We start from the raw sequence: 13,602 nt of genomic DNA, 5'->3' as shown, positions 1-13,602 counted from the left end.
GGCCTACTCGACTTCCCGCTTGAGCTCCGCCAGTTCGTTCATCGCCTCCAGTGGCGTCATCGTCGCCACGTCGACCTCCCGGAGACGCGTGGCGAGGTCGCCGCCGACGGCGGAGCCGTCGGCGACGACCTCGGGGGGCGATTCGCGCTCGGGAGGTGATCCGCGCTCGGGGAGCGATTCGCGCTCGGCGGCGTCTGGCGGGCCAGACGCCGCCGATTCCTCCGGCCCGTCGTCGGCGTCGGCCAGCAGGTCCTTCGAGCGCTCGACCACCGCGTCGGGGACCCCGGCCTCCCGGGCGACCTGCACGCCGTAGGAGGCGGTGGCCGCGCCCTCCCGGACCTCGTGGTCGAAGACGACCTCCTCGTCGGTCCGCTCGGCCGCGAAGTGGAGGTTGAACGCGCCCGGCAGGTCGTCGGCGGTCTCGGTGAGCTCGTGGTGGTGAGTCGCGAACAGGGTCAGCGCGCCGACCTCGTCGTGGACGTACTCGGTCACGGCGCGGGCGATTGCGAGGCCGTCGGTGGTGCTGGTGCCCCGGCCCACCTCGTCGAGCAGGACCAGCGAGTCCTCCGTCGCGCTCTGCAGGATGGCGGCGAGCTCGGTCATCTCGACCATGAACGTCGAGCGCCCTCCCGCGATGTCGTCGCTCGCACCCACCCGGGTGAAGATCCGGTCGACCGGCTCGATGCGGGCGCTTGCGGCCGGGACGAAGCTCCCGGTCTGGGCGAGCACGGTTATCAGCGCGACCTGACGCATGTACGTCGATTTCCCCGACATGTTCGGGCCGGTGACGACCGCGAAGTGTCGCTCCGAATCGAGGTCGGTGTCGTTGGGCACGAACGACCGCTGGGTGCGCTCGACCACCGGGTGGCGGCCGCCCTCGATGCGGAGGCCGGACCCGTCCCCGTCGCTCTCGTCGACGATTTCGGGGCGGGCGTAGTCGCGCGTGGCTGCGACCTCCGCGAGCGCCGCGAGCACGTCGAGTTGCGCGAGCGCGTCGGCGACCGCCTGAACGCGCTCGGACTCCCCGGCGACTTCCCGGCGGACCTCCCGGAACAGCTCGTGTTCGAGGTCGTCGGCCCGGTTCTCCGCCCGGAGAATCTCGTCCTCGCGCTCCTTGAGTTCGGGGGTGTAGAACCGCTCTGCGTTCTTGAGCGTCTGCCTGCGGTTGTAGTCGTCGGGCACGCTGTCGAGGTTGGGGTTGGTGACCTCGATGTAGTAACCGTGGACCGAGTTGTGCCCGACCTTGAGCGAGTCGATGCCCGTGCGCTCGCGCTCGGACGCTTCGAGGTCGTCTATCCACGCCTTGCCCTCGCGCTCGGTCTCGCGGAGCTCGGCGAGTTCGTCGTCGTAGCTCGGCTTGATGACGTCGCCCTCGGTTATCTCTCGGGCGGGGTCCTCCCGGATGGCGCGGTCGATGCGGTCCCGAACGTCGGCGAGTTCGTCGAGGGCCTCGCGGAGCTCGACCAGTCGCTCGGACTCGAAGCCGTCCATCGTGGCCTTCAGCTCGGGCACCACGTCGAGGGTGGCCTTCAGCGACCGCAGGTCCCGGGCGTTGGCCCGCCCCCGCGAGATGCGGGCGATGAGCCGCTCGATGTCGTACACGTCCCGCAACTGCTCGCGGGCGGCCTCGCGGGCCTGCACCCGGCGGGTCCACTCCTCGACCGCGTCGAGGCGCGACTCGATGCGGTCGGGTTCGAGGAGGGGCCGCCGGAGCCAGTCCTTGAGCTTCCGGCTCCCCAGCGCACAGGAGGTCTCGTCGAGCACCCCGAGCAGGGTCACGTCCTCGTCGCCGTGGACCGTCCGGCGCTCGAACAGCTCCAGACTCCCGAGCGCGACCCGGTCGAGCAACATGTACTCGCGGGGCTCGTAGCGCGTGAGGTGGTTGAGGTAGTCGAGGCGGTCGGCGGCGTCGGCGCTCCCGCCGTCCTCTCCGCCCCGGGTGTACTCGGCGTAGGCCAGCAACGCGCCGCACGCCCGGGTCTCCACGTCCTCGGCCAGCTGGGTGTCGGGTGACCCGAAGTAGGCCTCGACGCGCTCGGCGGCCGCCTCGGCGTCGAACGCCTCGGCGTCGTATGGCGAGACCATGCAATCTGCGTCGAACGGGTCGGCGTCGGTGCCGGGTTCGACGATGGCCTCGGCGGGCGCGAACCGGCTCACCTCGTCGGCGATGGCCGACTCGCGCCGGGCGCTGGTGACGTAGAAGTCGCCGGTCGAGACGTCCAGCAGCGCGAGACCGTAGCGGTCGGGGTCCTCGGTCAGGCAGGCCACGAAGTTGTTGTCCTCGGTGTCGAGCAGTTCGTCCTCGGTCAGCGTGCCCGGCGTCACGATTCGGGTGACCGCCCGCTCGACCACGCCGGTGGCCTCCTCGGGGTCCTGGACCTGATCGGCGACCGCGACCCGGTAGCCCGCGTCGAGCAGGGTCTCGATGTACGACTCGGCGTTGTCGATGGGGATGCCAGCCATCGGGTAGGTGCCGGTCGAGTCCTCGCGCTGGGTCCGGGTGATTTCGAGCAGGCGGGCGGTGATCTCGGCCGCCTCGCAGAACGTCTCGTAGAAGTCCCCGACCTGGAACAGCACGAGCGAGTCGTCGTACTCCGCACAGAGGTCGTAGTACTGGCTCAGCATCGGCGTGAGGTCGTCGCCGCGTTCGGCCATCTTCTCGGGTGGCCCCAGCGCCCCGTCCATGGTCGTATTCGTGGCACTGCTCGGGGTTATACCCTCTGGATTCCGACCGGGGACGCGGGCGGCGCGAGCGCCGCCCGCGTCCCCAATTCGGTCGGCTTACAGCATCCCGAACAGCGGCATGATGAGACTGGCGACCCACCCGACGGTCCCGACCCCGACCACCGCGAGGTCGGGGTCGGCCCGCCGTCGGGCCGACCCCGCGGCGATCAGGCCGACCGAGAGCAACAGCGCGACCCGGTGGAGCACGAGGTCGATGGGGACGATGCCGACCCCGACCGCCGAGAAGTCGAGGACGAACGCCGCGCCGAGCGCGACCACCGTCAGCCCGAACGCCACCGCCCGGTCGAGCGGCCGGGCGGTCAGGGCGGCGACCGTCGGAATCCCGAACGCGACGACCGGGTACAGCAGTCCGGCGAACAGTTTGGGCGAGACACCCGGGAACGCCCGTTCAAGCGCGAGTCCGGTCGTCCGGACGCCCAGATACAGCCCCAGCAGGGCGACGACCAGCAGTATCCGGTGGCCGTTGTCGGCGAGCGCGCGGCCCGCGCGCTCGCCGACCTCTCGGACCGACCGAGACCCGGTCAGGCTCACGCCCACCACCCCCGCGGCGAGCGCGAGTTCGATGGCGGATATCCAGCCGTCGTGGCGGCCGCCGCGGTTGCCGTGGTACTCCCGGCGGACCTCCGAGACGTACGGTTCGTCCATGAAATCGGCCTCGACGGTTCTGGCGGCACCCTGAACGTTCGTCACGGTGTGGCGGAGCCGGAACCAGTCCCAGTACTCGGCGTGGGCCTGAACTGCGGTCCACTCGTCGTCGGCGCGCGGCGACTCGTAGGCCCTGACGTGCTGTCTGGCCCCGAGGTAGTCCCCGGCGTGGAGCTGGTAGCTCTCGTCGACCCACCGCCCGGTTCCGCCCCGCGGTCCCGCGTCGAGGTAGGTGTACCGGGTCGACCCGCGGGCGTCGTTCCACTCGATGCCGTCGTCGGTGAGCTCGACCGAGTAGGTCTCGGCGTCGGCCTCGGTCTCGTTGCCCGTCGTGCGGTTCCAGTCGAGGTTCGACCGGTCGGTCAGCGCCCGCCGAACCTCGTCGCGCTCGCCGTGTATCACGACGTTTATCGCCAGCGTCCGGTCCTCGGGCGACCGCGAGGAGCTCGTGTACGGCCACAGCAGGCTACCGTTCTCGCTCGGTTGGACCAGCGTCTCGTCGTCGGGCGCTGTCGCGCTCGACGCGGCCGCGCTCGACGAGTCCGACCACGGCAGGCCCCCGTCGAGGGAGTCCCCTGGAGGCCCGACCGCGAGCAGGCCAGCGACCAGCAGGACCGAGACGACCGGGACGACCGCCCTCCGAAGCGTGGACATCGACGTTTTCGGCCTTCTCGGGCGGCCTTAAAGAGTGTATCCCCGCGCGCGGTCGCCCCGGGCGACCGCGCCGAAAGGCGCTAACGGCCGGGTCGCCTACCGTCGGGCGTGACTCGAAATCGGTCCGCTCCGTCTGCCCCCGACAGCCCTGTCGACCTCGACGACGGCGACGACCTCGACGCGTTCGTCGCCGCCCACGACCTCGCGCTGGTGGACCTCTACACCGAGGGATGTAGCCTGTGTCAGGCCATCGAACCGGTCGTGGGCAACGTCGCCCGCGCGACCGACGCCGCCGTCGCCACGCTGAACCCCCGGGACGACCCGCCGCTCGTCGAGGAGTACGACGTTCGGAGCGTCCCCACCCTCCTGCTGTTCGTCGACGGCGAACTCGTCGACAGGATGGCCGAGGGATTCCGGGGGACCGAGGCGGTGGTCGAGTTCGTGACGGCACACCAGCGCGACTGAGCCGCGTCGCGGCTCAGTCGCGTTCGCGGAGCGCCGACTCGACGGCCACCTCGGCGACGTTCCCGCCGTACTCCGCCGTCCGGACGAGGCCGTCGAGGACGCGCGTCAGGTGGTACGCGTCGGCGGTTCCGCGCTCGAAGGCGTCGCGCTCGATGGCTTCGAGTTCGGCGACGACCTCGTCGCGCCGGTCGAGAACGCCGTGGGCGGTCTCGGTTCGGGCGTCCCCCGTGACGACCTCGACCGCGTCCTCGACCACCCGTCTGGCGGCCGCTCCGGACTCGCGGGCGCGGTCTACGAGCTCTCGGTCGATTCCGGCACCGACCTCGCCGTCGCTGGCGGCCGCGATCCGTGCGATTCTGACCGCGTGGTCGGCGACGCGTTCGAGTTGGCGCGCGGTGAGGTAGTGGTCGAACAGTTCCGGCCGGTCCACGCCGAGGTGGTCGACCTCCGCGAAGTCGGTCAGCGACCGTGAGAAGTGGCGCGCGAGCATCTCGAACAGTCTGTCGGCCTCGTCGTCTCGACCGGCGACCGAGTCGGCTCCCGTCCCCTCGCCCAGCGCAGCGTCGGTCGCGGTCCGGTGCATCGACAGCGCCACGAACGTCAGTTGGCTCACCGACTGGCGGACCGACACGTCGGCCGGGTCGAGGAGGTTCCGGACGACGATGCGAGCGTCGTCCTCTTCGGCGATTTCGGTGCCGATGAGGGTCCGGGCCAGCGCGCGGGCGGTCCGGCGCTGGTCGTCGGTGAACGCCCGGGTCGCGGCCAGCGTCACTTCGTCGAAGCCGACGGCGTAGGTGGCCTTGAGCACGCGCTCGACCGCGTTCACGCCCGGGCCGTCGATTTCGACTCGGGTGGCGTCGAGGTCGCCGCCGTCGGTCCGGGACCCGCGCACGACGAGCGAGCCGTCGGCGTGGGTGTAGAGGTGGACGTCGCACCCCGCTTCGAGTCCGTGGTTCTCGGCCCATCGCTTCGGAATCGAGACGGTGTAGGTCGACCCGCCGACCTTCTGGAGCTTCCGGGTCTGCATCTCGGCGTCGCTCACCCGAATCACCCGAACTTCCCGGTGATGTACTCCTCGACCCGCCGACTGCGGGGATTCTCGAACACCTGGTCGGTGTCGCCGTACTCGACGAGTCGGCCGCCGGTGAGGAAGACCGCGGTCTGGTCGGAGATGCGGGCGGCCTGTTGCATGTTGTGGGTCACGATGACCACGGTGTACTCTCGTGCGAGGTCGTCGATGAGGTCCTCTATCTTCGCGGTCGCGATGGGGTCGAGCGCCGACGCGGGTTCGTCCATCAGGATGACCTCGGGGTCGGTCGCGAGACACCGCGCGATGCAGAGCCGTTGCTGTTGGCCGCCCGAGAGCCCGAGCGCGTTGTCGTCGAGCCGGTCTCTCACCTCGTCCCAGAGGGCGGCCTTCCGCAGGGACTGCTCGACTATCTCGCGTTCCCGCTCGGTGTCGGCGCGCCCGGTGAGCTTCGCGAGGAGGTCGGTCCGAACCGTCCCGTGCTTTCGCGGCCCGTAGGCGACGTTGTCGCGGATCGACTTCGGGAACGGGTTCGGCGCTTGGAACACCATCCCGACGCGCTTGCGGAGTTCGACGAGGTCGACGCCGTCCTCGTAGATGTCCTGCCCGTCGAACCGAACCTCGCCGTCGACGCTCGCCGAACGGATTCGGTCGTTCATTCGGTTGAGACACCTGAGGAACGTCGACTTCCCGCATCCAGAGGGCCCGATGAGCGCCGTCACGCTGCGCTCGGGAATGTCCATCGAGATGCCGTCTATCGCCCGTTCGTCCCCGTAGTGAACGTCGAGGTCGGTCACCGAGAGCTTCGCGTCGCCCTCGAACTCGTAGGCGGTCCACTCCGGGCGGCTCTCCTCTCGACTCTCGCCGGTCGTCGTCTGCGGTTCGTCCGTCGTCTGGGTCACTGATCTGGTTTCACTCATGCGTTCAGCCTCCGTCTGAAGTAGATTCGCGAGGCGATTCCGAGCGCGTAGAACGACAGCACCACGACTAGGAGGACGAACGCGGTCCCCCATCCGAACGCCTCGGCGTTCTCGGCGGAGACGCCCGCGGTGATGGTCGCGTACAGCTGGTAGGGGAGCGCCGGCGCGCTCTGCAACAGCGCCTCGTTCGCGACGAACGGCGGCGTCGCGGTGAACTCGAACGACCCGAGCACCGCGGGCGCGTCGTCGCGGAGCCCGCCCGCCATCACGAGCAGGATGGGTGCGGTCTCCCCGGCGATGCGGCCGACCCCGAGGATGACGCCCGTGAGTATCCCCGGCACCGCCGCGGGGAGGACCACGCTCCGAATCGTCTCCCACTTGCTCACGCCGAGGGCGGCGCTCGCGTCGCGGTACTCGTCGGGGACCGCCTTGATGGCCTCGCGAGCGGTGATGAGACAGAGCGGCATCAGCATGAACCCGAGGACGAGCATCCCCGAGAGCAGCGACGTGTTGCCGCCGAGTCGCGGGACGAGAAAGGCGTACCCGAACAGCCCGAAGACGACGCTCGGAGTGCTCCAGAGCCCGTTCGTGGCGATCTCGACCGCGCCGACGAACCGGCCCTGTTCGGCGTACTCCGTGAGGAACACCGCCGCCGCGACCGCGGCCGGAACGCCCGTGAGGACCGCCCCGACGACGAGCCAGACGGTGCCGACGATGGCCGGGAACACGCCGTTGACGACGTCGGGCCGGTACGAGTAGCCGTTCGTGACGAACGGCCACTCGAACGGAACGAGCGAGAAGCCCTCGAACGCCGGACCGACGCCCTTCGACGCGACGAACGCGAGGAGCGCGGCGAGGACCGCGATGATTCCGACCGCGTTGACCCCGACGAGCAGATACGCCGCGGTCTGGCGGCCTCGGCTTCCGTAGCCCTCGTAGGCCTTCGCCGCCGCCCACGCGGCCACGAGCGCGGCCACGGCGAGGAGTATCGGCGCGATCATCGCGCCCGTGAACGTCGCGGAGAACCCGTTTGGTTGCCACGAGAACCCCGGCGCGACCACGTCGGCGAGGACGAGCGCCGCCGTCCCGACGGCGGCCATCCCGGCGGGAAGCGTCGAGCCGAGGTCCTCGGGCACGAGCGCGACCCCGAAGAGGGTGAGACCGCCCGCGAGGGTCGAACTCGCGAGCCACCCGACGGTGCCGAGACCGAGCGTCTGGGACGCGACCAGTCCGGCGACCGCGAACGCCCCGCCGCCGAACAGCGCCGCGGTGACCAGTCCCGCGGTCTCGTCGGGCGTCGTTTCGAGCAGGTCGACCTTGGAGGCGATTCCGAGCCCGGCGACCCCGAGCCCCATCGCCAACACGCCGAACGCGAGGAAGTCGTACAGTCCGATTCCGAGAACCGATGTCTCCTCGGTCAGGACGCGCACGACGCTCAAGAGCGCGAACGCGAGCACCCCGAGACCGACCCCCACGACGCTCGCGGCGAGCTTCTCGCCGACGCCGGTCCGGTCGGAGACGAGGGGGGAGTCGTGTTCGACGCTCATTCGTTCCCTCCCAGCTTGCGTTGCATCCGTATCTCGATGCGTCTGGCGACCACGCTGAGACCGAGGACCGTCAGGAACAACACGACCCCCGCCGTGAACAGCGCGTTCATGTGCAGGCCGTCGGCGTTGCCGTACTGGCTGGCGATGAGGCTGGTCAGCGTCTCGGTGTTGTCGAACACGTCCTGAAGCGGTTCGGGGAGGCGCTGGCTGTGACCGAGGATGACGGTCGCCGCCATCGTCTCGCCGATGGCCCGGCCGACGCCGAGCAGGACGGCCGCCGACACCCCCGACAGCGCCGTGGGGAGCGTGATGCTCCGTATCGTCTGCCAGTCGGTCGCGCCCATGGCTATCGAGCCGTCTCGCATGCTCGCTGGCACGCTCGTGAGCGCGTCGTCGGCGACCGAGACGACCGTCGGGAGCGCCATCAGCCCGATGACGAGCCCGACGAGGAACAGGCTCCCGAGGTTGGCCATCTCGAGGTGTTCGTACAGGAACGAGTTGAGCGTCACGAACCCGAGGTAGCCGTACACGATGGAGGGAATGCCCGCGAGTATCTCGACGCCGGGCTTGACGGTCTCCCGGACGAGCGACGGCGCGATCTCCGCGAGGAACACCGCCGCCGCGATGCCCAGCGGACCCGCGATGAGCGTCGCGATGAGCGTCGTGACGAGCGTCCCCCAGACCATCGGTACCAGCGAGTAGACGTGTTCGCTCGTGCTCCAGTACGACTCGACGCCGGGCAACAGCGTGACGCCGAACACCTCGATGGGGTCCGTGTACCCGAACAGCCCGAGGCCCATGCGCTGGAACACCGGAAGCGCTTCGAGGAACACGAACACCGTGATGAGTCCGAGGACGACGATGGTCGAGACCGTCCCGAGGAACGCGAGCGCGCGGGCGGTCTCGGCCTGATGGGCGTACCACCCGTAGCCGGTCGCGGCCAGGAACCCGGCGAGCGGGAACACGGCGGCGGTCGAGTTCAGCACGAACAGCCCGAAGGCCGCGAGCAGGCAGACCCCTCCGACAGCGAGCAGTCCGGCGGCCTCCCCCCGAGCCTCCAACAGCCGTCGAATCCGCACGTCGCCCCCGAGAATCGATGAATCGGTCATTTATTGTGTCCGTTTGTAACAAATACCGCGATGTTCGGTCGTCCGACTCAGTTCGTCGGCTCGGGGAGCTTGTCGAGTTCCTCCTCGCGACGGTCGTCCGTGATTCCGAGATAGTCGGCCGACTCGACGAACATCTCCTGACCGAAGTCGTGCAGGAGCATCCGGATGAACGACGCCTCCTTCTCGGAGGTCCCGTCCCACGTATAGGTGTGGAGCGCGCGCGAGAGCGGGTAGTCGAGCGACCCGAAGTCGTCGGGGAACTCGAACCGTTCACCGTCGATTTCGAGATCGATTGCGGGAGTCGTGTCGTCGACGAAAGCGAGCGCGATGTACGCGAGCGCGTTGTCGGCCTCTTGGACCACCGTCTTGACTTGCTGGTTCTGGCCGTGGCGGCTGTCGACGCCGGGCATCTCGGCGTCGGGGTCGCCCAGAACGTTGTTGCGGAACGAGGTGTCGGTTCCCGACCCCTCCGCGCGGCCGATGGCCTGGATGTCGCGGTCCGGACCGCCGAGCTCCGACCAGTTGGTGATCTCGTCGCGGTAGATGGCTTGGACGTCTTCGAGCGTGAGCTCGGTCACGCCCTCGTCGTAGACCTCCTGACTGACGACGATGGGCTGGGCGTCGACGCCGACTACGTGGTCGGTGAACGGTTCGAGTTCCTCCTCGCTGCGGTCGGGGAACTCCGCGCTGACCGGGGCGCTCGCGTCGCCGATGTCCACCTGCCCCTTCTCGAGTTTTTCGAGGCCGACCCCAGTGTGGTTCAGACCGATGCTCGTGAAGAACGGCGGCGTGCCCTCCTCACCGCTGGGCTCGAAGCCGTAGAGGCCCGCCCAGTAGTCGGCCATGTTCTTGTCGGTCTCGATCTGGTCCCAGCCCGGGACGGACGCCTCGCCGTTCGAGCCCCAGTATTCCCCGTCGTCGGCGGGCGCGTTGCCGTTCCAGAGCGACCCCGCCTGACTCGTGATTGGATACACCGTCGAGGACCCGTCGGCGGTCAGCGGCTCCTCGCTACCGGACTCGGAGTCCTCCTCTTGGTCCTCTTGCTCGGTGGGCTCTTCGGTGGATTCCTCGTCGCTCCCAGCGTCGTCGCTCCCCTCGGTCGTGTCTTGACCTCCCGAGCTTCCCGAACACCCCGCCAGAGCGGTCGCGCCGACCGCACCGGACGCCGCGATGAACTTCCGCCGCGATACCACGTCGGTCAGACGCTCCGTGTCTTGCGTCATCGGGTGAATGGCCGGGAGAGACTACTAAAGCGGTTTATAATACCCGAATCGGGTGGTACGGGTGTCTCAATCTCGATATATTCGGCTCTGATTCGACAGACCGGTACGAACCCGGCTATTTCCGATCCCCTGTGACACGTACCGCTATATAGGGAGCTGACGGAAGCTATATCGGCCGGTCGGCGCAACCACCGGTACATGACCCGCGAGAACGGCGATTCGGCCGAACCGGGTTCGGCCGACGCCACCACCGGACTGCTCGGGGACGCCACCGCCGAATCGCTCGGGGACGCGTCGATGGCTGTCGCCACCGCCGAGACGCGCACCGAGATGGCGAGCATGGCGCTGTCGGACGCCCGGGAGGCCGCCGAATCGGTCCCCGACCTCGACGCCGTCGCGACGCGACTCGACGCCTACGAGTCGCGGCTGGCGTCGATAACCGACAGGCGGGACGAACTCGCTGACGACCTCGGGGCGCTGGTCGAGTGCGAGCGGGTCAGCGACGCCGGTGACGAGGCGGTGACCGACCGGCGGCGACTCGCCGCCGACGCCGCGGCGGTCCACGGGGCAGCCGACGAACTCTCGACCGATCTCGAATCGTTCGAGCGGTGGCTCACCGACCCGGAGACCCGCTACAGCGAACTCGAAGCCGACATCGACGCGGTCGAGGAGTCGCTCGCCGACCTGACGGCGACGGTCGAGGCGGTGGCGGCCGGGCGACCGGCCGAGGGGTCCGACGGCGACGGCGACGGCGTCGGCGCCGCGTGGGCCGACGCGCGACTCCGCCACCGCGTGGTGGGGCTCCTGCTCGACGATTCCCGGGCCGAACTCGCCGACCTCCGGACGTGGGCCGACCGCGAGGACCCCGGCGGCGACCGACTGGTCGAACTCGACGACCGGCTCGACGACCTCGACACGCGAACGTCGGAGGTCGGTGACCGGCTCGACGACCTCGCTCGACCCGAGTGGGAAGAACGCTTCGGTGGACACCTTGGGGCGTTCGAGGACGAGACCGCCGACCTCGAACCCCCGCTCGACTGGGCCGACGTTCACGCGGCGTTCGAGACCCATCGCCCCGCGACCGACCCGGGGGAATCGTGAGCCGAAACCGGCGATTCCGGTCGCCGGTGGTCGACTTTTCCGTGTCGGGTCCCTACTGCGGGTCATGAGCCAGCCATCCGCCGACGACGCGCTCGAAGTCTACTCCGACTACGTCTGCCCGTTCTGCTACCTCGGCAAGGCCGCGATGGAGGAGTACCTCGAATCGGCCGACGACCCGCCGAGGGTGGAGTGGCGCTTCTACGACCTCCGGGGGTACAAGCGCCGACCCGACGGCACCATCGACCACGACGTCGAGGACGGCAAGGACGACGACTACTTCGCGCAGGTCCGCGAGAACGTCGAGCGCCTGAAAGAGCGATACGACGCGGAGATGACGCTTGACTTCTCGCTCGACGTGGACTCGTGGGACGCCCAGCAGGCCGCCCTCCACGTCCGGCGCGAGTACGACCGCGAGACCTTCCTCGAATTCCACGAGGCCGTCTTCGAGGCGCTCTGGCGAGAGGGCCGGGACATCGGCGACCCGGACGTGCTGGCCGACATCGCCGACGACGCGGGCGTCGACCCGGACGCGGTTCGGGCCGCGACCGAGGACGACGACCTCGAAGCCGACCTCCGCGAGAGGTTCGAGACGGCCCAGCAGGCGGGCGTGTCGGGCATCCCGACGTTCGTCTACGAGGGGCACGCCGCGCGCGGCGCGATTCCGCCCGAGCAGTTCCGGCGACTCGTGGACGGGGCGTGAGAGCGGGTTTCGTGTGTTTTCGCCTTCGACGAGGGGCGAGTGAACGGAGCGAGTAGGCTTTCTAGGTGCCGGAAGTGGCTGGCTTCTCGCCGTTCGAACCGGTAACTGTGAGAAGAAGCTAGCTACCTCCGGTACCTATGAGACCGCAACCACAGGCCTCCCCAGCCGACTCCTTCGCTCCTTTCAGTCGCTCAGTCCTCCCTCGCGCGCTGATGGCGCGACCCAACACAGCCGGGTCGCGCCAGCGCGCGCCGGGATTCGAGGACGAGGTTCTGCGCCGGGATGCAAGGACCGGAGTAGGAATCCGCGAACAGTCGATTCCGCGTTTCCGTCTCACTCCTCGTTCGCACGAACCAGCGTCCCCGTCAGAAGCGCCACGCTCGCGGCGAAGAACAGCGCCCCGAGCGGCGACGCGAGGTCCACGAACACCCAGTACAGCGGCGCGGCCGGCCGGCCGACCGCAACGGCCGCGACGACCGCGAGGACCGGCGCGAAGAACGCGACGGCCAGCGCGAGGGGGAGCGCTGGCGACCTCTCGGCGTCGCTCGCGCGCCACCGAGCGGCCAGCGCGGCCGCAGCGAGTCCGACCAGCGTCGCCACCAGTCCCACGACCACGACCAGACCGACCGAGACCACGCCGCTGACCGGGACGAACCCGACGAACTCGTGGACGTGGAACTCCACCGCGGGCCAGTAGACGAGCGGTTTGGCGATGCGGGTCGTCGTGACGAAGTCGGTCAGGTCCCCCTCGGTCCCCGACTCGGCGACGAGCGAGACCAGTCGCATCGAGAACGCCAGCACCAGCGCGGTCGCGATACCGATTCCGACACCGAACCACCGCGCGGCGCGGTCGGCGAGCGCCCGCGCGAGCGACTCTCTGGCGTCGGTCCAGAGGACGTACCCGACGACCGCGGGGGTCGCGACCGCGAGCAGGTATCCGAGGGGGTTCGTCAGCGCCCCGGGCACGAAGACGGGGTAGGCGACCCACGTTCCGAGCGCCATCCCGAGGGCGGCGTATCTGGGTCGCTCGGGCCACCGCATCCGCCCGACGACGAGACTGCCGACCACCGCGACGAGTCCGACGCCGAGGGTCGGCGCACCGTACCACGCGCTCTCGACGGGGGGCTGGCTCGCGGCTATCGCCTCGATTCCCGAGAGCTGGACGAGTCCGACGGTCCCGACCGTCACGAACACGACGCCGTCGAAGACGCCGACCAACGCCAGCGTGGGCGAGACCGACCGCTTCGCGTAGACGCCCGCGTCGACGAGCGCGACTCCGAGCGCGAGCGTCGCCAGCGCCGACCACTCCGGAATCGGCGGGCCGTGAGAGCCGCCGTGGGCCGACGCGACCGGAACCGCTCCCAGTACCGCGAGTAGCCCGACGACCCGGCCCGCCGGACCGCCGGTCCGGCGGGCCGGGTCGGAGGGTTCGGCCATCCCGTTCTCGCTCGTCCCGTTCATGCCAA

Annotated in this window: 11 protein-coding genes; 3 read left to right on the top strand and 8 right to left on the bottom strand. The window is 69.6% G+C overall.

The window, feature by feature from the left end:
* Positions 1–3 precede the first annotated feature (3 nt).
* Positions 4–2,685, bottom strand: coding sequence for a DNA mismatch repair protein MutS (mutS, locus tag NGM10_RS05990; RefSeq protein ID WP_253482923.1), 2,682 nt, complete (start codon positions 2,683–2,685; stop codon positions 4–6).
* 96 nt (positions 2,686–2,781) lie between these two features.
* Positions 2,782–4,044: a hypothetical protein gene (locus tag NGM10_RS05985; RefSeq protein WP_253482920.1), complete on the bottom strand. Its 1,263-nt coding sequence runs from the start codon at positions 4,042–4,044 to the stop codon at positions 2,782–2,784.
* A 108-nt stretch (positions 4,045–4,152) separates the two neighbouring features.
* On the opposite strand from NGM10_RS05985, the gene NGM10_RS05980 reads away from it, so the two are divergent.
* Positions 4,153–4,509 carry a thioredoxin family protein gene (locus NGM10_RS05980; protein ID WP_253482917.1) on the top strand — a complete coding sequence of 119 codons (357 nt, stop codon included), beginning with the start codon at positions 4,153–4,155 and terminating at the stop codon, positions 4,507–4,509.
* A 13-nt stretch (positions 4,510–4,522) separates the two neighbouring features.
* Here the strand turns inward: NGM10_RS05980 and NGM10_RS05975 are convergent, their stop codons facing one another.
* The 5 genes from NGM10_RS05975 to NGM10_RS05955 are packed head-to-tail and all read right to left on the bottom strand — an operon-like array spanning position 4,523 to position 10,335.
* Positions 4,523–5,551: a phosphate signaling complex PhoU family protein gene (locus tag NGM10_RS05975; RefSeq protein WP_253482915.1), complete on the bottom strand. Its 1,029-nt coding sequence runs from the start codon at positions 5,549–5,551 to the stop codon at positions 4,523–4,525.
* A 5-nt stretch (positions 5,552–5,556) separates the two neighbouring features.
* The gene (gene pstB, locus NGM10_RS05970; protein ID WP_253482913.1) at positions 5,557–6,456 is read right to left on the bottom strand and encodes a phosphate ABC transporter ATP-binding protein PstB; all 900 of its coding nucleotides are present in this window, start codon (positions 6,454–6,456) and stop codon (positions 5,557–5,559) included.
* Positions 6,453–8,003, bottom strand: a complete 1,551-nt coding sequence (gene pstA, locus NGM10_RS05965) for a phosphate ABC transporter permease PstA (RefSeq protein WP_253482912.1) — start codon at positions 8,001–8,003, stop codon at positions 6,453–6,455. Before pstA ends, pstB begins: the two co-directional genes overlap by 4 nt.
* Positions 8,000–9,112: a phosphate ABC transporter permease subunit PstC gene (gene pstC, locus NGM10_RS05960; RefSeq protein ID WP_253482910.1), complete on the bottom strand. Its 1,113-nt coding sequence runs from the start codon at positions 9,110–9,112 to the stop codon at positions 8,000–8,002. Before pstC ends, pstA begins: the two co-directional genes overlap by 4 nt.
* A gap of 47 nt (positions 9,113–9,159) precedes the next feature.
* On the bottom strand, positions 9,160–10,335 hold the full coding sequence (locus NGM10_RS05955) for a substrate-binding domain-containing protein (RefSeq protein WP_253482908.1): 1,176 nt from the start codon (positions 10,333–10,335) through the stop codon (positions 9,160–9,162).
* A 198-nt stretch (positions 10,336–10,533) separates the two neighbouring features.
* Here NGM10_RS05955 and NGM10_RS05950 point away from each other — a divergent pair, with 198 nt between their 5' ends.
* Positions 10,534–11,436, top strand: a complete 903-nt coding sequence (locus NGM10_RS05950; protein WP_253482906.1) for a hypothetical protein — start codon at positions 10,534–10,536, stop codon at positions 11,434–11,436.
* 64 nt (positions 11,437–11,500) lie between these two features.
* Positions 11,501–12,136 (top strand): DsbA family oxidoreductase, encoded by a 636-nt coding sequence (locus NGM10_RS05945; RefSeq protein WP_253482903.1) that lies wholly within the window; start codon positions 11,501–11,503, stop codon positions 12,134–12,136.
* Between the two features lie 333 nt (positions 12,137–12,469).
* Here NGM10_RS05945 and NGM10_RS05940 read toward each other — a convergent pair whose 3' ends face one another.
* Positions 12,470–13,597: a hypothetical protein gene (locus tag NGM10_RS05940; protein WP_253482900.1), complete on the bottom strand. Its 1,128-nt coding sequence runs from the start codon at positions 13,595–13,597 to the stop codon at positions 12,470–12,472.
* Positions 13,598–13,602 lie beyond the last annotated feature (5 nt).

It is taken from the genome of Halorussus salilacus, assembly GCF_024138125.1.
GTDB classification, from domain to species: domain Archaea; phylum Halobacteriota; class Halobacteria; order Halobacteriales; family Haladaptataceae; genus Halorussus; species Halorussus salilacus.
This window is presented reverse-complemented; position numbering and strand designations above follow the sequence as displayed.

Coding starts and splice junctions, on each gene's coding strand:
- NGM10_RS05950 (WP_253482906.1), top strand. CDS start 10,534: ATGACCCGCGAGAACGGCGATTCGGCCGAACCGGGTTCGGCCGACGCC.
- NGM10_RS05945 (WP_253482903.1), top strand. CDS start 11,501: ATGAGCCAGCCATCCGCCGACGACGCGCTCGAAGTCTACTCCGACTAC.
- pstB (WP_253482913.1), bottom strand. CDS start 6,456: ATGAGTGAAACCAGATCAGTGACCCAGACGACGGACGAACCGCAGACG.
- NGM10_RS05985 (WP_253482920.1), bottom strand. CDS start 4,044: ATGTCCACGCTTCGGAGGGCGGTCGTCCCGGTCGTCTCGGTCCTGCTG.
- pstA (WP_253482912.1), bottom strand. CDS start 8,003: ATGAGCGTCGAACACGACTCCCCCCTCGTCTCCGACCGGACCGGCGTC.
- mutS (WP_253482923.1), bottom strand. CDS start 2,685: ATGGACGGGGCGCTGGGGCCACCCGAGAAGATGGCCGAACGCGGCGAC.
- NGM10_RS05940 (WP_253482900.1), bottom strand. CDS start 13,597: ATGAACGGGACGAGCGAGAACGGGATGGCCGAACCCTCCGACCCGGCC.
- NGM10_RS05955 (WP_253482908.1), bottom strand. CDS start 10,335: ATGACGCAAGACACGGAGCGTCTGACCGACGTGGTATCGCGGCGGAAG.
- pstC (WP_253482910.1), bottom strand. CDS start 9,112: ATGACCGATTCATCGATTCTCGGGGGCGACGTGCGGATTCGACGGCTG.